Raw genomic sequence first — 24,133 nt, 5'->3', positions numbered from 1 at the left:
CGTAAAGGGGAATCACGATGATAAATAAGATGTTAAGCAGAACGGTGATGATTCTATCCAATAATATAGAGTGTGAAAGAACAGTTCAATATTTTGCCAAGATAGAAAAGTATTTCGTAGCAAATCAATGGGAAGTGGTTGAGGAGTTCGAAAGGGCAGACAAAATCGTAATTTGTGCCTGTGGATTCCATAAATCGATGTACGATAAAGTAATGAACACCATAAAAAGCTTGGCGAAAATAGGATATCCTGAAGAAAATATTATTATGATGGGATGTCTCCCTAAAACATTTGAAGAAGAAATCCAATCCTTTTACACCGGGAAAATAGTTGAAATTAAAAGCGAAGATGCTTTAGATCTATTGATTGATGCAGAAATTCCATTTAAAGATGTTGATGTGAGCAACCTTTTTACTATTCGTCAAGATGAACAGGAAGATAAGAAGGATGCTATGTTTTACATAAAAATTTCTGATGGATGTCTTGGGAATTGCACATATTGTATTATCAAAAAAGCTAAGGGACAGTTAGAAAGCGTTCCGGAAGCTGAAATATTGAAGCAATACCAAACTGCCATTGAGAGCGGATACAGAAAGATTTATTTGTCTGCCGAAGATACATTTGCTTATGGGTTAGATAGGGATTCAACAATTGTTTCTTTGCTTCATTCAATGCTTTTGATTAGTGATGACGTTGAATTATATTTTGGGGGACTTGATATACAGTGGCTAAGAAAGTATTGGCCGGAAATTTTAGAATTGTGTGAGAAAGGAATTATCAAGAAACTTGATATGGGAATGCAACATATTAACCCGAGAATTTTAAAGCGAATGGTTAGGGATATACATTTTGAAGAAGGATACTCGATTATTGGGAAAATGAAGAGTAAGTGTCCGGATTTATATATTTCTGCAGATATCATCGTGGGATTTCCAGGAGAAACAGAAGAGGACTTCTTTGAATTATTAGATTTTTTCCGAACAGATTCTTACTTTAATGTTATAAAACATCACGGTTACAGTGACAATAAAGGCGCCGCTTCTTATAAACTAGATGGTAAAGTTGATCCAGTTGAGATTATTCAGCGTTGGAGTGATCTGAAAGATGTACTTCAGGACAGATCTGTTTATAATGCTGGAAACAAAATGGACAAGCAGGGAATTGCTTTTAAAAAGACTTTTGAAGAAGATATGTTTGTTTGCATTGGAACTTATGTGGATCTCTAAATTTGTAATGGTTTGGAGGGAAGATGGCAGATGGTTACTAGGACTAATACACGTTTAGCAAATCATATTGCAAAGAGTTTCTGGACCGAACGTTTTCGGGAGGAGTTATACGTGACGACCGTTACAAACACTTCCGATCAAGTGATCACGTCATCTCCTTCGTATGCGGTGGAAAATTGTATGATTAGCAGTATCGACAGTGCAAAAATAATAAATGCATGTAACAGAGGATCTGCTGCAGTATATACCTACATTTTAACGTCCATCGCTTTCTTGATGCATAAATATAATGGATGTCCGGATGTCAGCAGGATTTTATTTGGGATGCCCGTGTTTAAAACTGGTACGGAAAGTAACGAAGCTGAAATTCTCCCCGTTATTATTTCATTGGATGATGAGAGAAGCTTCAAAGAGCTGTTGTTTGATGTGAAAGAGGTATTGGCCGAAGCTATTAAGTATCAGGATGTTTCTTTCTTATCTATGAAGGAAATTGTAAAAGAGTCCTGGGATGCATATCCATATGTACATACATTAGTTGTAATGGATGCTATCCAAGAAATCTGTTCCAAGGGGTCTGTTGAAGGAGATGTTATTTTTTCTATCCAAATAATAGAAGAAAGCATTAAAGTGGAGGTTAAGTATAATGAATTAAAATATAGCCAAGCGTTTATCTCCAGATTTTTACTGCATCTATCAACCTTCCTAAGTATAGTCAGCATGACGCCAAACACTAAGTTAAGAACAATTGATATTCTGACTGACAGTGAAAAAAAACTATTATTATATGATTTTAATAATACTGATTTTGTCTATCCCCGGAATGTCACGCTGCATTCTTTATTTGAGGATAAAGTCAGAGAGCATCAAGATGGCATTGCGGTATGCTTCGAGGGAAATCATATTACTTATAGAGATCTCAATAAGAGAGCTAATGATCTGGCCTGGAAATTGCATCATAAAGGTATTGGACCGGGTAATATCGTAGCCCTCTTGGCGGATGTTTCCATAGAAATGATAGTTGGTATTTTAGGAGTACTAAAAACTGGAGCGGCATATCTTCCCATAGACCCCGCATTCCCTCAAGCAAGAATTAATTACTTACTGGTAGATAGTAATACTTCTCTAATGCTTACCAATCAATTATTGGATGTAAATGCATACCGGGATGTATCGGTTGATATCATGGATATACCATGTACAGGTACTGAAGAGGAGGAAATCCCTAATCTTTCACAGTCCGTGAGTTCCAAAGAATTAGCATATATCATTTATACCTCTGGAACAACCGGAAATCCCAAGGGTGTCATGATTGAACATACAAGTGTAGTAAATCAGATTATAGGGCTTCAAACTATGTTTGAGGTAAACCCGGCTGATCGCCATGCCTTAATTGCACCCTACACCTTTGACGCCTCTGTCAAGCATATTTTTCTAAGTTTGACATCAGGTGGCCAATTGCATTTAATTCCGGAAGCATTAAAGACGGATTCAGAAAAATTAATTGAATATTTAATATATCAACGTGTTTCTATACTGAATGTGGTTCCCTCTATGATGAGTTATCTGCTAAATACAGAAAAAGGCAAGCTTAGTCTTCGTGTATTGATGTTAGCTGGAGAGGTCTTTCCGGTATCGTTGTACAAGAGAATTAAAGATAAGTTTATGATTCAGGAAATTTATAATATTTATGGTCCTACGGAGTGTACAATTAACGGAACTTACTTTGACTGTAAGCTTTTGCAGGAGGAGGACCTCTCGATTCCAATAGGCAAACCGTTAATGAATTACCGTGTATATATTTTAGATGAACATCAACAGCTGGTCCCTTATGGGGTACAAGGTGAACTGTATATTTCTGGAGCAGGTCTTGCCAGGGGATATATTAACAATTCCTCACTAACAAATGAACGATTTATTAATCATCCCTTCATTCCGGAGGAGAAAATATATAAAACCGGTGATTTGGTCCGTTGGAACGAAAATGGATATCTTGAATACATCGGCAGAAAAGATCAGCAGGTTAAGATTGCTGGCCGACGGATTGAATTAGGGGAAATTGAGAGTGTTTTGCGGCAAAATTCAGTGATTACTGAAACGGTTGTGTTGCAGAGAACTGATCATAAGGGTGAGCTGATAATTTGTGCATATTATGTCGCTAATAATGTCATAAAACATAATGAACTGAGGGAATATGCTGCATCTAGACTGCCGAGATATATGGTACCAAATGTATTTATAGAAATTGATCAAGTCCCTTTGAAATCAAATGGAAAAATTAATGATCAGCTGTTGCCCGCCCCCTTCCAGACCAATGATGTGGAACGGAGTATTTCAGATATTGATTCGTCGAAGCCGCGCAATGAAACTGAAGAATTGCTGATAGGCATTTGGCATGATGTTTTTGGAGACGAGTCCATCAATATCTACAGTAATTATTATGATCTTGGAGGCGACTCTATAAAAGCCATTCAAATATCGGCAGGATTATTAAAGCATAAACGAAAAATTAAAGTGAGAGATATATTTGAGCATCAAACAATAGCTGCTTTGAGTCAATATATCGAAACGAGTCATGATGTAAAAGAAGTTGCGCTTGTTTTAGGAGAAATACCGCTCACTCCTTCGCAAATGTATTTTTTTGATGAGGTTAAGTCAGAGAGGCATCACTGGAATCAATCGGTCCTATTGTTCCGAAAAGACGGTTTTAACAGCACAATCGTAAAAAATGTGTTCAAACGTATGATCGAGCATCATGACATATTAAGAGCAGTGTTCTCTACAGGCTCTGAGGGAGAGATCGTACAGACCGTTCAGAGTATGGATTCATGTAATTATGGATTGCATGAGTTTTATTTGGAGAATATGGAGAATAAATCTTTGAAGGTTCAAGAAATCTTAAAGGATCTTCAAGCATCACTAAATTTAAGTGAAGGGCCACTAATTAATATTGGAATTATCAGAACTATGGAAGGCGATTATCTTGCCGTCATTATGCACCATTTACTCACTGACGGTATCTCCTGGAGAATTCTATTAGAAGATTTCTCAATAGGATACTCCCATCTTATGGATGGTCAGCCGTTCGAGATTCAAGGTAAAACCACTTCTTACCGGGATTGGGCCAATAAACTGCGGGAGTTTGCCACGTCGGATATTATCATCCGTGACAGAGACTATTGGGAATGTACAAGCTTTCCAACCATAAATCCTTTACCAAAATGGAATGAGATTAGTCAGAATCTGGTCATCGATATCCGGACAATAACAGAGAAATTAAATACAGATGAAACGGCGTTATTGCTGAAACAGGCTTGCAAGTATTTTGACGCTGATATTGACGATATTCTAATTGCGGCATTGAGCATGACGATCAGTGACTGGGCAAGAACAGATAGGGTTGCCATCGTTGTAGAAAGCCATGGTAGGGAAGAGATATTCGAAGATATTGATATTTCCCGAACAGTAGGCTGGTTTACATCCTCATATCCTTTAATTCTTGACATGTCAGAGCGTTCAAATAATCTATCAGATAGAATTCTGGCAGTGAAAAGCCAAAGACAACGAATTCCGAATAAAGGGATAACTTTTAACATCTTAAAATATATTTCCAGTCCCCGTTTGGACAAAAAACAGTTGAGCAAAATAAAACCGGAGATATGTTTTAACTACTTGGGGCAAATAAGTACAAAGGCTTTGGGTGATTTTTGTGAGGTAGTATTTATGCCGGATATGAATTCGGTCAGTAAACACAGCACAAGACTGTTTTCTCTTGAGGTGGAGGTTGCAATCATTAATGGCTCCCTTATGTTTAGCATTCATTACAATAAGCATGAATATGAAGAAACTACAATAGCTGGTTTGGTCGCCGCAATGCTGGAGCATTTGCAGAGTATGATTCAGGATATGGAGCATAATGTTGTTGATGAAGAGTTAGCAGACATATTAAATGTAATGAATGAAATAGATGATGAATAGGGAGAGGCATATGAAGATAAAATCAACAGATATTGTCCATTATTATCCCTTATCCCCTTTACAGGAAGGTATATTGTATCATTATATTCAAAATCCCGGTTCGCAGACCTATTTTGAACAAATAAGGTTTACAATAACAGGAGATTTCAATTGTGAATTATTTGAGAAATGCTTTCAACTAATAGTAGATAGACATGATGTCTTCCGGACATTATTTGTGTTTCATAAAATACAAAAACCAAAACAGGTTGTCATTAAACATTGGACTGGAAATGTAAAAGTTGAGGATATATCAAATTTGTCCTTAACGGAAATTGAGGAATATCTTTCTGCCTTTTTAGAAGAGGACCGTAAAAAGGGTTTTGATCTGCAACGGGAAACTTCGATCAGATTGTCCTTAATCAAACTAGATAAGGAAATGTACGAAATTGTCTTCAGCTTTCACCATATAGTCAGTGATGCATGGAGTTTTAATATTGTAGTACAGGAATTACTGGAACTGTACTCCGTAATGAGTAAAGGCGGTCAGCTTGTTTTACAACCGGTTGCAACCTACAAAAATTACATTGACTGGATTGGAGAGCAAAACCTTTCTCAGGGTTATGACTTTTGGAAGGAGTATCTTGCCGGATATCATTCTCCAGTATCTGTGCCGGGGTCCGTAAATGGCGGGTCTCAAAGGGAGTATCAGCTTGAAGAAACTTTATACGTATTTGATGAACAACAATCCTTAGGACTTGTGAATTTAACGAAGAAATATAAGATTACAATGAGTACTTTATTTCAAGCCTTATGGGGAATCCTGCTGTGTAAATATAATAATTCCAACGATGCAGTGTTCGGGAAAGTCGTGTCTGGAAGACCATTCGAAGTGGATGGTGTTGAAAAAATTGTCGGATTATTCATTAATACTGTTCCGGCAAGGGTGAGGTATGAAAAACAACAAAAATTCACAGAAGTTCTCGGTGAGATACAAAAACATGAAATAGAGTCGAGTTCGTACCATTACTGCCAACTTGCAGATATCCAGGCGTCAACAGAGCTAAAACGTGATTTGTTTAATCATATATTCATATTTGATAATATTCCGTTACAAAATCAAATTGGTGCGACCAATGCGCTTCATGATCAAGGTATTTCCTTACGCAATGTCCATGAGCTCGAACAAACCGAATATGATTTGTGTGTAAGAGTTATTCCCGGTAGTAGTTTTTCAATAAAGTTCTCTTATAATGCACGTAATTATACGAGTCAACAGATGCAGCAAATCGGAGAGCATTTACAATATATGTCCAGCCAAATTGTAGATGCCGAAGATAAGTTGATTAAAGACATAGAAATTTGTACTGAAAAAGAACAATCTTCTTTTCATAACTATTTTAATAGAACTGAGGCAATCTATCATTTCAAAGATACATACCAATTATTTGAGGAACAAGTTAATCAGTCTCCTCATCATGTTGCCCTAAAATATAATGAAGAGAGCATTAGTTACTTGGAGCTATATAACAGAACTCTTCAATTATCCTCAAGGTTGGTTGAGCACAAAGTAAAGCGCGGAGATATTATTGGTATCATATTTGAACGTGGCTTTGATATGTACGTTGCCATCTTATCCGTATTAAGAGTTGGTGGTGTGTATCTTCCAATCGATCCGCTTCTTCCGAAAGAACGTATGAAATATATCCTAAATGACAGCAAATGTTCACTTGTCTTAACCCATTCAGATATTAAAGATGATGTTGAAGAATACTCGAATATTGTTTTTGTAGATAAACTTGTGTCTTCGTATAGGGATGTTGCCACTGTCCAAGATCCGGTAAGGATTTTTGAAAATGATCTGGCTTATGTCATATATACTTCCGGTTCCACGGGGAATCCTAAGGGAGTTATGGTAGAGCATAAAGCGATGTTCAATTTTACTGAATCCATGTCAAATAAAATAAACATTAGGTCACATCAAAGTATTCTTGCGCTTACAACGATGTCCTTTGATATTTTTTTACTGGAAACGATTCTTCCACTCACAAAAGGGCTAACGGTATATATTGCAAATGAGAGTCAACACTTAAACACGGCTGACCTATCTAGACTAATACAAGAAAGCAGAGTCGAAATACTGCAAGCCACTCCGACGAGACTAAAGTTAATGCTGGATAATGAGCTTTTTCTACAGTCATTGGTGAGTCTAAAGACGATCATTGTTGGAGGTGAACCCTTTCCTCCAGAACTGTTGAATAAATTAAAGGCAGCTTCCAGTGCCAGAATATTTAATGCATTCGGACCGACTGAAGCAACAGTTTGGGCTACCGTCAAAGATTTAACAGATGAAGAGGAAATTACGTTGGGCAGGCCCTTAGACAATATACGGGTGTATATTTTAAATGAAGAAATGCAACTTGTTCCAGCAGGAATAACGGGCGAATTATATATTGCAGGTAAATGTTTGGCCCGGGGTTATCTGCATAAGCCGGATTTAACCGCAGAGAAATTTATTCTTCATCCGGGCCAACCTGATGAACTGCTTTATAAAACCGGAGATCATGCAAAATGGTTGCCTAATGGCGAACTTATATATGCAGGCAGAAAAGATTTTCAGGTTAAAATCAGAGGCTATCGAATAGAGTGCGGTGAGATCGAGCATCAAATAAAAAAGCATGAAGATGTAGATGACGTTGTTGTAACAGTATGGACTAATCCTAATACTCAGGAGTCTTACTTATTAGCCTATATTGCAACAAAAAAAAGTATGGAAATGTTTGATATCAGTAGATTTTTAAGGGCTTTTTTGCCTTCTTACATGATTCCCTCTTATTATGTTAAGTTAGACCAATTGCCGGTCACTCCGAATGGAAAGCTTGATCGTAATGCTCTTTCTGAAGTAGAGGTTAACTTAAATACTGAAATGAATCTAGTAAGCTACTTACCTGAAAATGAATATGAACTTAAGCTTCAGGAGTTATGGATGGAGATTTTACAGCGTGATTCTATAAACACAAGGGATTCATTTTTTGACTTAGGAGGACATTCTTTAAAGGCATTAACTTTATCAGTAAGAATCCATTCAGAGTTTCATATTAAGATAACGCTTCAGGATATTTTTGATGCACAAAACATTAAGAATCTGGCAAAACTAATTCAAACACAAAAGCCATCTGTATATTCGGAAATAAAACCTGCCGCTCCAAAAGATAGCTATCATTTGTCATTCGAACAAAAGAGACTGTTTATTCTAAGCCAATTCAATAAAAACGACATCAGCTATAATCTCCCGCTCATTTTGAGGCTTAATGGGCCGTTGGATATGCACAAGCTGGAGCATGCATTCTATGATTTAGTAAACAGACATGAAATATTGAGAACATATATCCAATTTGTCGACGGAGAGCCGATGCAACGGATACATCACTCCCCGGTACCATTCACAATTCTTAAGTGGGTTGAGCATAACGAGAACATAGATGATATCATTAGTAGCTTTGTACAGCCCTTTGATACTGAGGCGTATCCGCTCTATCGAATCGGCATAGTTCAGACTGAATATAATAAATATTATTTGCTGTTTGATATTCACCACCTGGTTATAGATGGTACATCTTATGCTATTTTACTGGACGAACTGGTCAGTCTATACAATGGGGTTCAATTATCTCCAATCGCGCTTCAATATAAAGACTACTCTGAATGGCAGCGGAACAACATGGGGATTTTGAATATACAAAAGCAAGAGGAGTATTGGTTAACACAATTTTGTGATGAAATGCTTCCTCTTGATTTATGTACGGATTTTCCACGGCCTCTCCATAAGGTCACAGCTGGAAAAAAAATCAGAGCAACAATCGACAAAGGCCTTTCACGTAATTTGATTTATTTGGCATCAAGTACGAAAACAACACCCTTTATGATCTTTCTGGCAACCTATAATATCTTGTTGGCCAAGTATACAGGAAGAGAAGATATTGTTGTTGGGAGCCCCTTTTCTATCCGATCAAATTTCCAATTAGAATCTGCGGTTGGAATGTTTGTGAATACTCTGGCTCTGCGAAATCGTCCATCATTTACAAAATCATTTATAGAGTTTTTAGCTGAAGTTAAGCTAACAACGTTAGAAGCATTTAATAATAGTGATTATCCATTTGAAAAATTGGTGGAGAGGCTGCATATAAACAGGGATCTGAGTAAAAGTCCATTGTTTGATACAATGTTTGTTTACCAGAACATGGATTTTCCAAATCTAACGATGGAAGATATTGAAATAAATGTGCTTGCTTATCAGTCTCAAACATCCCGCTTTGATATTACTTTAACAGTAATTCCGGAGGCAGATGATTTCATTATAGAAATAGAATATTGCACCGCATTATTCGAACATAGAACGATTGAAAAGCTATATTCCCATTATATCCACTTGTTAGAATCTGTTACCCGTAACCCTGAGCTTAGTATTGGACAGTTAGAGATGCTGTCTGAAATGGAACAACGTGAAATTCTGGATGTATTTAATCAAACGTCTGTTCAATATTCTGGCCCGGCCTCCATTAAAAGCTGGTTTGAAGCAATTGTTGATAAATACCCGAACAATAATGCACTGGTCTTTAATGAAGAGAAATTAACGTACGAAGAACTAAATGATGAAGTGAATAAGATCGCTCATGAACTGAATAAATGGAGCATTAGAAGGGGAGATATTGTAGCAGTCCTGGCAGATTATTCTATTGAAATGGTTATTGCTGTACTCGGGATAATAAAAGCTGGCGGAGTATTCTTGCCGATTGCGCATGATCTGCCGGTTGACAGGATTCAAACCATTCTGAAGAACAGTAATTCACAATATCTCTTAGTGCAAGGGGAGATTCCGAATGGTTTGCAATACGAGAATATTTGGAGGCTGGAATACAAAAAGAACCATATTAAATGTTTAACCGCTGAACAGATCGAGACTGAGCCGAATGATCTGATTTATATGATCTATACTTCGGGTTCTACAGGGTTACCCAAAGGTGTCATGATAGAACAAATAAGTCTAATTAATCAAATTCAGGGTCAATGCGAAAAATTAAAACTAGGCCCAACTACCCGGCATATCCTGCTAGCCAAATTCGGGTTCGATGTTTCTGTGCAACAAATTTTAATGCCATTATTATCAGGCGGTACTCTATATTTAGCAAGCAGCGAAATGATTCAATCACCGCCAATGCTGACAAGGTATATTTACCTTAACAATATCGATATATTGAATGCTGTCCCAACATATATCCATGCGCTTGCAGAACAACAGGACCCTGCTTTAACTCTTAGTTTTCGTTACATTATCCTTGGAGGAGAAATGTTTAGCAAACAGTTATACGAAAAAATTCGCCGGGTTTTTCGGGCTGAGGCTGTTTTTAATATATACGGCCCCACAGAAGCTACAATAAACACAACATTATATAAAGCTAATGACGCATTTGCAGGTAATATATTACCGATCGGAAAACCTCTGCCCAATTATAGAACATATATATTCGACTGCAGTGGGAAACTTACACCTGTGGGTGTTCCCGGGGAGTTGTTCATAGCTGGGGTAGGTGTTGCTAGGGGGTATGTAAACACTGAAGAAACAGAAAGCCGATTTGTGGAGGATCCATTTTATCCTTCAAGCAGAATGTATCAGACGGGAGATATCGCTAAATGGCTTCCCGATGGAAATATCATGTTATTGGGGAGAAAGGACGATCAAATCAAAATTAGGGGATTCCGAGTTGAACCGGTTGAAATTGAAAAAGTAATCTTGCTATTTGAAGGAATCACGGATTGTGTAGTCATTCCCAAGCATATAGAGAACCGGGGGAGTGTGCTTGTTGCGTATTATGTATGCGGGCACACAGTGAAACCTGCTATTATCCGTAATTATTTGTCTGGACTGCTGCCGGACTATATGATCCCGTCCTATTTCTTTCAAATGGATACATTTCCACTTAACATTAACGGGAAAATCGACAAAGCAGCTTTTCCCTCGCCAATTAATAACGATGTTGTAAGTGTGGTCGAGCACCAGACGGCGATTACTGATACAGAAAGGTTTGTACTTCAAATCTGGAAGGAACTACTTCATATCCAGAACATCAGTGTTCATGATAATTTTTTTGACCTTGGCGGGAATTCGCTGCTTGTCATTTCAATGTACCGGAGAATAGAAGATACCTATCCGGGAGTTATTGAAGTAGGAGACATTTTTGGCTATCCGACCATCGAAAGACTGGCAGAATTAATCAAAGTCAAATCAGAAAAGAACCTACCTATCGGATTAATCAAGATGGTTCGTTTTCCAGAAGATTTTTTTGGAACAAACAGTGACTGCTCCGGGAATGAGATCATACGTTTTCAATTAAAAGATGCAATTTATTCAAGATTAATGGATTTTAAGCATGGCAGCACAGAATCACTCTTTATGCTCCTTCTAAGCATATTTGTTTATTCTATATCAGATCTTGCTGAACTCGTGGACGTTACAGTCCAGATTCCGGTTGAATCTGGCGATTTGCTGAGTACTGTGGATTTTCAGCTTTATTCTTTTGTTGATTTTAATGAATATCTGCAATATGTCGAGTACAAAGTGAAGGAATGCAGGACAGATAAAAGAATGCTATACCCTCAAGTTAATATTGGGAATTTATTGATAAAGAATAACAACGCGGAAATAGCTCCATTCTTTGTTAACGATATTAAATTGGGATTGGAGTTGTCGAAACAATTAGATTTTGGATTTAGTGTGGATCAAAAAGCGGAACAGATTGATATCAGTTGCCTCTTTAATGGTAACAGGATAAACAGAGTTAAAGTTGAGGGATTTATCAGCAGGTTCCATCACTATTTATTAGAGGCAATACACTCGATAGGAAAGGACGAATAATATGAGTAAATACGCATTGTTGTTTCCGGGGCAAGGTTCTCAATATATAGGAATGGCTAAAAAATGGTACACCGGCTATTCCGCAGCCAAAAGAGTGTTCGAAGAGGCTGATGATTTACTTGGATATGGACTAAGCCAGCTTTGTTTTGAAGGAAACATTGGGGAATTAACCAAAACACTGTATGCCCAACCTGCAATTTTCACATCAAGCATAGCGGCATTCCATGTTTATATGGAGGAAATAGGGGTGGAACCGGTCTGTTCAGCAGGGCATAGCTTAGGGGAAATCTCAGCTTTGGTATGCTCCGGAGCCGTAAGCTTTCCTGCCGGGCTAAAGCTGGTACAAAATAGAGCGACTTTTATGCAAGAAGCAGCGGATGCTACACAAGGCTCGATGTTGGCAATTACAGACCTTCCGGCAAAGGTAGTAGAGGAAACATGCGCAGCAATAAATCCTTCGGTGGTTGTTTCAAATTATAACTCCCACGATCAGACCGTTATATCAGGTAACGAGGAAGATATTAAAAAAATTGGTGAATTGTTTGAACAAATGGGTGCTACGGTAATTCCGTTAAAGGTTGGAGCGCCATTTCACAGCCCTTATATGAAGCCTGCCTCTATTAAGTTTTTGAGGGCGCTGGAGCAAATTGAGTATTTGAAATTGAAATGGCCGGTCATATCTAATGTTACCGGACTGCCTTATGAAGAGTCCAAGATAGCTCAATATTTATCGGCACAAATGCTTGAACCTGTCAGATGGCAACAATCTATGGCATATATCGCTGGTCAAGATGTTGAATATGCGATAGAGATTGGCCCGAAAAATGTTTTAACGAAATTGATGACCAAAAACCAGCCATTAGTAAAAGCATATTCGTTTGATATAGAAAATGATTATTTGGATTTGAAGAGAGTCTCAGCTCCATCAGTAAGCGCGTTTAACACTATTGGTGTGATCATTAAATGTTTAGCGGTTGCAGTTTCAACTAAGAACAACAATTGGTCAAACAATGAGTATGAACAGGGCGTTATTGTCCCATATAAAAAAATTCAACTACAGCTTGAAGAACTTGAAAAGAAGGGAAATCAACCGTCTCTAGATGAATGCATAAGTGCTTTGCGCCTATTAAAGCAAATATTTGATACCAAAGGTACATCTATTGTTGAACAAGAAGAACGCTACATTCAAATCTTTGAAGAAACAGGAACATATGAATTACTGCATAATGCCTGTAGCGAATTGGGTTTTTTTAAAAGAAAATAAAATATTTGCCGACAATCAATGATGGGGAGATTTAAAATGAATAAACAATGGACAGCTAATTTAGAAACCTTGAATATACAGGGAGCCCTTAACGGGTCCCGTTACTATCGTTTTCTGGGGCAGGTTATGGAACGTATCCACTCAGGTATTCCTAGCCAGGATTATAATCTATCGCGAGTACCTACTCCAACAGATATAAGGGAAGAGAATTTAGATGGCCATAATGTGAACAGAGCAGTGATGTATCTACTGACTAATGGCTGTGAATGGGCATTAAGATCGGGAAATGGTTGTACAGTATGCGGGCACTTAGCAAAACAAACACGTGATGATGAATCTTTGAATGAAAATGATATTCTCACCCAATTTAAAGATGAATTTTATCGTATTGATTTTTCTAATTTCCCAATTTTAAATCTGTATAATAACGGATCATTCTTTAATAATCGTGAAATCCCTGAGAATGCGAGACGGGAAATACTGAAACTTATTAACCAAAATCAGCATATCCGCATGCTGGTTGTTGAAAGCAGACCAGAATACATAAATTCAGAAGTTTTGGAAGAGTTAAAAGTTTTGGTGCCGGATAAAAAGGTCGAAGTAGCCGTTGGGCTTGAAATGGTTGATGATTATTTGAGAAGAGTTTGTATAAATAAAGGGTTTAATTTAAAAAGCTATAATGAAAAAGCGCAGCTTATACAGAAGTTTGATCTTGGATTAAGAACATATGTGATGCTTAAGCCTCCTTTTTTGACAGAGAGAGAGGGTGTGGAAATGGCCATTCAAACTATAAAGCATGCATTTGCAACAGGAAGCTGCACAGTTTCGCTGGAAGCATGTACAATTCAGGATTATACATTGGTTCAATATCTTTATGACCATGGTCATTTTACTCCGGCCTGGTTATGGAGTCTGGTTGAAGTTGCGAAGCAAACAGCACACTTGGGCAAACTTGTGATTGGATTGTTTCAGTTTTTTCCCTCACCGACGCAAGTGCCCTACAACTGTGACGAATGCAGTCAATTCGTATTAGATAAAATACGTGAATATAATCGTACCCTTGATATATCTGTACTCAATAATTTAACGTGTGATTGCAAAGCGGAATGGGAAAATGAATGTAACAAAACCTATGAGCCGTTTCAACAAAGAATTGAAGTAATATCCAACTTTTTCAACTCTGAAGAAACCAAACTGTTTTAAGGAGGGGAAATATGAACGCCGGGAAAACATCATTTTTTAAAAAATTTGGGGAACCGGATCTTAACATCGAAAAAGTTGCAATTGAATATGCCAGGAAGAAGGATATGGCAATAATAGGGGCATCATGTAAAATTGGCGGAACTCTCACTCTTGACGACTTCTGGGCGAAAATGGAGCAGGGGGCCGATTGTATCAGGGAATTCCCACATGATAGAAAGGAAATTATAGATGAACACTTGACACAACTAGGAGTAAAGCAAGCGGAGATCCGCTATATTGATGCAGCGTATATGGACGATATTGATAAATTTGACTTTTCCTTTTTTAATATATCACCAAAAGAGGCGGAATTAATCGATCCTAATCAGAGGGTTTTTTTGGAAACCGCTTGGGCGGCCATTGAAGATGCAGGATATAGCGGGAAACGGATCACGGGGTCAAGAACTGGAGTTTATGTAGGTTATAGCGGTAACTTTGATGCAGATTATAAAAGATTTATCCCTTTAGGAGATACAGAACTGGGGGCACTATCACTTGCAGGTAATATAAAATCGATAATCGCAAGCCGAATTTCATATTTACTTGACCTGAGAGGTCCAAGTCTACTCGTGGATACAGCTTGTTCTTCGTCATTGGTCGCTGTTCATCTTGCTTGTCAAGCTATTCGTAATGGAGAGTGTGACATGGCACTTGCAGGCGGAATTAAAATAAATTTAATCCCCTTTAAAAGTGACAGGGAAGATGGGATTGGTATAGAGTCAGTTGATGGACGCACCAGATCTTTTGATGATTACTCCGACGGAACAGGGAATGGTGAAGGGGTAATAGCACTTTTGATCAAGCCATTGCACAAAGCAGTAGCCGACCAAGATCATATCTATGCAGTTATAAAAGGAAGTGCCATAAATCAGGATGGAGCCTCTGTTGGAATTACTGCTCCTAATTCCAGCGCTCAAGAGGATGTTATCGTTAGAGCAATGAAAGATGCCGACGTGTCCCCGGAGACGATATCGTATATTGAGGCCCACGGAACAGGAACCAAGTTAGGTGACCCTGTGGAGATTACCGGAATTAAAAATGCCTTTGAGCAGGCAACAGATCGAAAGCAGTTTTGTGCAATAGGCTCAGTTAAAACAAAAATCGGACATCTTGACAACGCAGCTGGAATTGCCGGTCTTGTTCATGCGATGATGGCACTTAAACATAAAAAAATACCGCCGTCAATTCATTTTAAGAAACCAAACCGTAACATAAAGTTTGAGATATCCCCTATATATGTAAATGATACTTTAAAAGAGTGGTTAACCGATGGGAAACCCAGAAGATGTGGGGTTAGTTCATTCGGTTTAAGCGGAACAAATTGTCATGTGATTCTTGAAGAGGCGCCTGCTTTTGAAACTATGCAACCAATAAGCGTGCCGGTCAGGGTATTGGCTATTTCCGCCAAGTCACTACAGAGTTTGATGGGAATCATTAGTAAATATTCAACGTTGCTTCATAATAAGAAAGATAAACTAAACATGGATGAGCTATGCTACACCGCCAATACCGGTAGAGCGCACTATTCATACCGAACATGCATTGTGTTTAAACATGAGAATGAACTTAGAGAACAGCTGGATTTATTAACCGAGTTTGGAATAGATAATGTTGAGATTAACAAGCATACATCTTTTGGCTGGTTTAAGGTTGTAAATGTTACAGGGCAAAAAGCAGCAGGTGAAATTACTTATGATGAACTTTCAAAATTAAATAAAGAGTCGGATCAGCTCATGAAGCAATTACGTAATGCTGATTCAGTTATATATGAAAAACTCCTTAAGGATATTATCTTGCTTTATATCAAGGGAGCAGATGTGAATTGGGATGAACTATACTCGAACCGGCATCTGAAAAAAGTAAGTCTACCTACATATGCGTTTGAAAAAAAACAATGCTGGGTTAAGGAAAGCAGATCCGCCAAAGCCATGAGCGGAGTTATAGAACGTGACGGTAATGCTCCACTCTTGGATAAGAAGGTGTTGGAGCTTATGGATGAAACGGTCTGGATTACTCGACTGTCAGTTAACAACCATTGGGTTCTAAATGAACATTGCATCGAGGGGGAATTCGTTCTTCCTGGTACAGCTTACTTGGAAATGATAGCTGAATTCTGCAAGAACAAGTTGCCAAATGTAAAAGTGCAGTTTAAGGATGTTATCTTTGTTTCGCCATTGGTTGTTCAGCCTGGTGAAACAAATGACCTATACATTACAGTTCGCAAGGAATTAACGGCCTATTATGTAATCATTTCAAGCAAATCTGCCATAGATGAGAAATGGAAGTTGCATGCAGAGGCAAAAGTGATTGAGTATGCCCAATCTGAAAAAGAACCGGTCTATGACATTACGGAGATCAAAAAAGTCTGTACAGAGGTCAGAGAAGTTATCTATGAAGAAATTCAAGAAGGGTCCATTGTTACAGGGCCCAGATGGAAAAGTATTCAAACCATCCATATGGGTAATGATGCTTATTTGGCACATGTGAAAATCCCAGATGAATTCCAGCACGAGATAAATGATTATGAATTATACCCGTCACTTCTCGATGTAGCAGTGAACTTTGCGAATCAAAGTGCGGGAGAGGGAACTTACCTCCCGTTCTCTTATAAAACAATGAAAATATATAGAAAATTACCGGGATCATTTTTTAGTTATATTAGGAAGAAAGTTGTTCATAAAGAGACGGCGGCTTTTGATCTCACCTTAATCAATGAGGCGGGGAAAGTCCTTATTGAGATAGAGGATTATATAGTGAAAAAAGCTAACAGTGAGGAAATCTTGCTTCAGAGAAATAGAAAAAATCAAAATCAATTTTTAGAAATCTTATGGAAACCGGAAATACGACCAGAGCGTACAAATGAATCCGTCAGCGGAAATGCTTTGTTATTTCATGATGACAGTGGAATTGCGGATAAGCTAATTCCAGAGTTGCTTCAAAGAGGAGTTCGACCAATATCGGTGAAATACGGAGATTCGTACATACAAAATGTTGAAGGGAATTATACAATTACGGGCACTGAGGAGGAATACCTGAGGTTATTACAAGAGGTGAAGGAAAAGCAAATTAAACATATTATTCACCTTTCAAGCATTCGGGAACAAAATGCGATATCAGAACTTAAGGCTTTGGACCAAATGCTGAATAAAGGCGTTCATAGCATTTTCTATTTAATAAAAGCACTTGTTTCAAATAAATACAACCAAAAAATTCAGCTTTCAATTATATCAAATTCAGTAAATGCTGTTACCGGCAAGGAGGAAAGACTCCATCCCCAGCATGCGCCATTGTTCTCAATAGGTAAAGTGGTGCAAAGTGAATACCCGAATTTGATTTGCAAGTGTATGGATATTGATAGTGGCACGTCCCCGGCAGATTTGGCTTGTGAACTCTTGGAAATCGAGAATAATTATTTGACAGCATTCCGGGAAGGAACGCGTTTTGTTGAAGAATTGTGCAATCTACCACACGATGGTTGGTTAACACATCCTGCTCCTCGGATACAGGACGGTGTATTTATTATTACAGGAGGAACAGGTGGTATAGGCATTGAACTTGCGAAGTCCTTGGCTTCAGAAGGCAATGTAAAAGTCATTCTAGTAAGCAGAACATCACTTCAAAATAAAAATCCAGCAATTTCAAATTCATTGAAGCAAATGGAAAAGTTAGGGGCGGAAGTTACACATTATACAGCAGACGTCGCCAACTTCGATGAAATGGATTTTGTTTTCTCAGATGTTAGAGCGAGATTTGGAAGAATTAACGGTATTATTCACTGTGCGGGTGTACCAGGCGTAGGCTACCTGTTTAGAAAAAATACTGCAAATTTCCATGAAGTCATGTCACCCAAAATACAAGGTACCTGGGTACTCGATGCTCTTAGTCAACAGGATGATCTTGACTTTTTTGTTTTGTGTTCATCAGCCTCGACTCTAACTGCGGCACCGGGTCAGGGAGATTATATTGCAGCGAATTCCTTCCTTGACGCATTTTCATTCTACCGCAACAAAATGGGGAAACGCACAATTTCAATAAATTGGCCTATGTGGAATAATACCGGAATGGCAGCGGCGTTTGATTTAACGGATGAAGGTTTCATACAGGGGGTTAGTCCAGAGGAAGGAGTAGACCTTTTTAGAAAGCTGCTCCGAAGTAACAGAGCTCGTGTAATTGTAGGTAAATTAAAAACGGAAGTATTAAGGAAAGAAGATACTCAATTTGTTCATATGAATCTTTCCGCTCAAATCGGATTAACTTTAAACAGTAATAAAGAAGCACTGAATCAGAATCAGGTTGTCTTCAATAAGCAAGCGGTTGTTGTCAGAGGGTTAGAAACCAATAATGAAAGCTCACTGGAAGAAAACGTAGCGATGATATGGGCAGAGCTGCTTGGTATGAAAGAAATAAATATATATGATAGCTTTTTTGATATGGGGGGCGACTCCATAATGGCGACCCGTTTGTTGAAATATATGAATAAAGATTTTCCTGGGATGGTGGATATTTCCGATATCTTTGCTTATCCATCCGTAAGCGAAATGAGTAGGCACTTGAAGAAACAATTAATCAATAAGTCACAAAGTAGCTATGACGAGCTAGACGATATGCTTGATCGATTAGCCAGCGGGGAACTTCTTATCGATGATATCAATATCTAAGAGCAGGAGGGTTGAAACATGGATAACACTAAAAGATATATTTACAAGCAGGTAGCAAACCAACAACTGAACAAAGAAGAAGCAAAGAAAATGTTATTGGAGTTACAGAACCTTGAGGATAATGGTAAAGATGATATAGCCATTATAGGCATATCCGGAAAGTTTCCCGAAGCCGAAAATATACATGAATTTTGGGATCATTTATGTAATGGAAAGAGCTGCATAGGTGAATTCCCACAAGCAAGAAAAGAAGATTTTAATTCTGTTTTGAAAAATCCGAATTTTGCGGAAATTTTCTTGGGAACCAAACTGCCGCCTGATACTGATTATGATGATATTTATGGAAAAGGGGGGTTTCTGCGCCAAATCGATAAATTCGATGCTGGTTTTTTCAGGATTCCTCCCAAAGAAGCTAAATTCATGTCTCCAATCCAGCGGCTGTTTCTGGAAGTGGCGTGGGAGGCTATAGAAGATTCCGGGTATGGCGGTAATAATTTAGTTGGTTCGAAAACAGGTGTATTTGTTGGCAATGACCATACGGCTTTATCCCTATATAAATATATTACTGAAATGGATCAGCTACATGAAACCGGTTCATGGGCAGGGATCTTAGCGAGCAGAATTTCCTATTTACTTAATCTTCAAGGACCCAGCATGGTTATTGATACTGCATGTTCATCAGGGTTGGTGGCCATACATCAAGCATGCATGTCATTAAAAAATCAGGAATGTGATTATGCAATTGCTGGCGGTATCCATATCATGTATACATCCTTAAAGATAGAAGAGTCGGAGAATAATGTGAATCTTAAATCGGTAAAATCTGTAGACGACAAAGTGAAAACATTCGATAAATACGCAAATGGCACCGTATGGAGCGAAGGTGTGGGGGCATTAATTCTCAAGCCGTTATCTAAAGCACTGACGGATAAGGACAATATATATGCAGTAATTAAAGGCAGCGCCATCAATAACGACGGGGCTTCAAATGGTATTACCGCACCTAATCCGGAGGCGCAGGAAGATGTGATTCTGAAAGCATGGAAGGATGCCAGAATTTCACCTGAAACTATTTCGTACATTGAAGCGCATGGTACGGGCACGGTACTGGGGGACCCTATTGAAATTAAAGGGATTACAAAGGCATTTCTTAAACACACGAACCGTAAGCAGTTTTGTGGAATCGGCTCTGTAAAAGCCAATATAGGACATCTGGTAGGAGCTGCCGGTATTGCGTCTGCATTTAAAGTGATCCTGGCGTTAAAACACAAAATGATTCCCCCGAGCATAAACTTTAGTGAGCCCAATCCTTATATTAATTTTCCGGAATCCCCGGTTTATATCAACGACACTCTTAGAGTATGGGAGCAGGGGAATTCACCTTGCCGTGCCGGAGTGAGTTCATTTGGATTTAGTGGGACTAATTGTCATATGGTATTTGAAGAGGCGCCTGAGAATCATGTTCCCGTTCGTCATCATGAAGCACCGCTTGTTCTCTCTTTATCTACAAGAAACAAAGAGACTTTGCTAAAACTTGTCCATGGCTACATTGAATTTCTTAATCAAAATCCAGAGATCGACATAAGAGATGTTTGTTATACCGCCAATAGTGGGCGGGGGCAGTATTCCAGCAGATTAGCGATTATGTTTGACACTGCTGAGCAATTAATCGAAAGATTAGAATGGGCAGAACAGAATATGCTGGCTACAGATCCAAACAAAGGGATATATTTCGGAGAACATAAACTGGTAAGGAAAACCAAAGCTCTAAAGGATTCTAATGAAATTACGGACAAAGACAAAGAAGAACTCAGTTTATCCATTAACCATCGTTTGTCCGGCATATCGGATGCGACAATACTTAAGTCGTTGTGTGAAGCTTTTGTCAAAGGAGCCGACATAAATTGGGGTAACTATTACGAATCTAGAGAAAGAAAGCGAGTATCCATCCCGACATATCCTCTTGAAAGAATCAGATTTTGGGCAGATCCCAAAACGATAGGAATGGACGAAGTTGTCCGTAACGACCAAGCTGGATATCCGCTAATTGAACGTCATCTCGTTGATTCAATCAATCAGGGGATTTTTGAAACGAGCTTTGACGCAATGAAACATTGGGTGCTGTTTGAACATAAGATACTTGGTAATTGTGTGGTTCCTGGAACAGCATATCTTGAAATTGCCAGTGAGGCATTCCGTAAATATTTTGGTAATGAACACATTGAATTCCGGGATGTCGTTTTTTTGACTCCGATCATCGTGGAAGAGAATAATAGTAAGCCTGTACAGATCATAATTAGTGTGGAAGAAGATCATTTCCTCTTTACTTTTGCAAGTAAGAATGAGGATGCTACTATACTTGAGCAGAAAAAATGGACCATTCATGCTGAAGGGAAAATTTATCATTTACAGGAATCAGAGCTTCCCGTTTATAAAATTGAAGAACTTAAAGAGGCTTGCCCCACTAAATTAGCTAAGCGGGCTCCGAGTGCAGAGGGGGATACGGTTGTCTTTGGTCCGAGATGGGATAACATAGATGAAACCTACGTGGGAGAGGGACAGTCTCTGCTGGAAATTCATCTGCCGGCTGCTTATAAGCAAGATTTATTGAAACATTCACTTCATCCGGCCCTCCTGGATAATGCTGTGAATGGGATTATTCAAGCGGTAGGAGACGGCGGATTATACTTACCTTTATCCTATAAGGAATTTAAGGTTTATGCTGATTTGCCAGAACACTTCTATAGCTACATTAAAGTGAAAGAAAATAAGGGCCATAGCATGGAGACTGTGTCATTTGAAATTATTCTTGTAGATGAACAAGGGAAATGTCTATGTAAGATAAATGACTATGTGATTAAAAAAGTACATGAAGCGTCTTCGAAATTTAAGTTGAGTAAAAAAACAAATCAATATTTAGAATCCAAGTGGATTCTTGATGAGAATGAAGGTAATCCATCAAAAAAATGGAAATCCGGAGCAATATTGATATTTAGTGATAGCCGCGGCTTATCCTTGGAGCTTGCAGATCTTATTCACGGCAAAGATTCTAATGAATTAATTCACGTAAGTATCGGATCGGAATATACAAGGTTGAATAATCACAATTATATTATTTCCGGAAAACGTGAAGACTACATCCAGCTGCTTCAAGATTTAAAGGGGGTCACTCTGACTGAAATTGTACATATGTCGAGTGTTTCTCAAAGAAATCTCACTTATGAAGCGAATATCCTTGATGAAGAAATCAATCGGGGGGTTAACAGTCTCTTTTATTTAGTGTCTGCACTAATCAATGAGAAAATAAATAATCAAATCAATATTGCTATCATCTCCGAATCTGTTCACGCAGTCGATCATCTGGAAAGTGATCTTTTTCCTCAGCATGCACCGTTGTATGCACTTGGAAAAGTGATCAATCAGGAATATCAGAATTTAATCTGCAGATCTATTGATATAGAAATGAATACAACAGCACAGGATATTTTCAGCGAACTCAATAATTCAACACCATTATATCTCTGTGCGCTCAGAAAAGGGCAACGATACGTAGAGCAACTCACAGAAATTGATGCTGACAAGCTTAAGAGACGGAATATTGAAATTCGTTCAGAGGGTGTCTATATCATAACTGGTGGCTTGGGTGGTATAGGCCTGGAAATTGCCAAATATTTAACAGCTAAGAATAAAGTTAATTTAATATTTTTCAATCGTACCCGTTTACCAGATCGTGATCAATGGAAGTTCTTACTGGAAGAGGATAAGGAACATCCCTATTGCCGAAAAATTCAGGCTGTATTAGAGATGGAACAATCAGGGTCTGAAGTAATGGTCCTGGCTGCTGACATATCAAATGAAGAAGAAATGGAACAACATCTTTATAGGATTCAAAAGAAATATAACAAAATTAATGGTGTCATTCATTGTGCCGGTGTAGCAGGTGGAGGATTTTTATTCCGAAAAGATGACGAAACCTTTAAGAAAGTCATAGACCCCAAAATAAAAGGGACAATGATACTGGATCATTTGTTGGCTGAAAATACGCTTGACTTTTTTATAATGTTCTCATCGATAGCTACACTCATTGGAGAAGCCGGCCAAGGTGACTATACAGCAGCTAATAGCTTTCTGGATAGTTATGCGCAATATGGTAGAAGTCACGGTAAGAATATGACAACTATAAATTGGCCTGCGTGGAATGATACGGGAATGGCGTTGGAACATGACGCATTAAGAAAGGAAGGCTTATTCCGCTCAGTTTCGACACTCACAGCATTGCAAATATTTGAGGAAATTCTAAACTACGATATTTCGCGAATAATTCCAGCAGAAATTAACCTTCAGATGGCTGCTGGGATCGAGGGACAGCTTCCGCTTGCCTTATCGCAGGAGCTAAGGCACAAAATTGAACAGTATAAGCGTAAATATACAGCTCCAAGTACCACGCAAAAGGCGCACATGGAAGAAACAATAATTAGGGGAACAGACGGTGAATATTCGGAAATAGAGAAAGATCTGGCACGGATATGGGCAAGTGTTCTTGAACTTACGGAAATAGATATCTTTGATAATTTCCATGATCTGGGTGGAGATTCTATACTGGCTACCCAACTCATAAAAGCAATTCAAAGCAAGTACCCGGGAGTAGTCGATATTTCGGATATCTTCTCATATCCTACCGTTTATCAGCTTGCATGCAGTGTTGAAGATAGAATGAATAAAAAAGAAAATTCTGTCCCGCAGCATAAAAATCATGTAGGTATGGACGACATCCGTTTGTTAAATCTCTTGGACGAGTTGGAAGCGGGCAGCCTTTCGATTGATGGAACTATAACTTTATTAGAAGGAAAAGAATAACGGATAGCAGGCGAGGTGC

At 38.4% G+C, this 24,133-nt stretch carries 7 protein-coding genes; all 7 read left to right on the top strand.

The annotated features are described in order from the left end of the window. The first annotated feature begins 17 nt into the window (after positions 1 to 17). From F1381_RS00090 to F1381_RS00060, 7 genes are read left to right on the top strand one after another with little or no spacing between them, the layout of a single operon-like run. Positions 18 to 1,226 carry a radical SAM protein gene (locus tag F1381_RS00090; protein ID WP_151732799.1) on the top strand — a complete coding sequence of 403 codons (1,209 nt, stop codon included), beginning with the start codon at positions 18 to 20 and terminating at the stop codon, positions 1,224 to 1,226. Positions 1,227 to 1,256: 30 nt separating this feature from the next. Further along, on the top strand, positions 1,257 to 5,201 hold the full coding sequence (locus F1381_RS00085; protein ID WP_151732798.1) for a non-ribosomal peptide synthetase: 3,945 nt from the start codon (positions 1,257 to 1,259) through the stop codon (positions 5,199 to 5,201). Between the two features lie 10 nt (positions 5,202 to 5,211). Further along, the gene (locus tag F1381_RS00080) at positions 5,212 to 12,093 is read left to right on the top strand and encodes a non-ribosomal peptide synthetase (protein WP_187355112.1); all 6,882 of its coding nucleotides are present in this window, start codon (positions 5,212 to 5,214) and stop codon (positions 12,091 to 12,093) included. Between the two features lies 1 nt (position 12,094). Continuing rightward, the gene (fabD, locus tag F1381_RS00075; protein ID WP_151732796.1) at positions 12,095 to 13,357 is read left to right on the top strand and encodes an ACP S-malonyltransferase; all 1,263 of its coding nucleotides are present in this window, start codon (positions 12,095 to 12,097) and stop codon (positions 13,355 to 13,357) included. 36 nt (positions 13,358 to 13,393) lie between these two features. After that, on the top strand, positions 13,394 to 14,560 hold the full coding sequence (locus F1381_RS00070; RefSeq protein ID WP_187355111.1) for an archaeosine biosynthesis radical SAM protein RaSEA: 1,167 nt from the start codon (positions 13,394 to 13,396) through the stop codon (positions 14,558 to 14,560). Positions 14,561 to 14,571: 11 nt separating this feature from the next. Next, a complete protein-coding gene (locus F1381_RS00065) occupies positions 14,572 to 19,257 on the top strand; it encodes a type I polyketide synthase (RefSeq protein ID WP_151732794.1) in 4,686 nt (1,561 codons plus the stop codon). An 18-nt stretch (positions 19,258 to 19,275) separates the two neighbouring features. Beyond that, positions 19,276 to 24,114 carry an SDR family NAD(P)-dependent oxidoreductase gene (locus F1381_RS00060; protein ID WP_151732793.1) on the top strand — a complete coding sequence of 1,613 codons (4,839 nt, stop codon included), beginning with the start codon at positions 19,276 to 19,278 and terminating at the stop codon, positions 24,112 to 24,114. Positions 24,115 to 24,133: the final 19 nt, after the last annotated feature.

It is taken from the genome of Paenibacillus tengchongensis (assembly GCF_008973665.1).
Classification (GTDB): Bacteria; Bacillota; Bacilli; order Paenibacillales; family Paenibacillaceae; genus Paenibacillus_AQ; species Paenibacillus_AQ tengchongensis.
The sequence above is the reverse complement of the archived record's forward strand: the minus strand, read 5'-3'. Positions and strand labels throughout refer to the sequence as shown.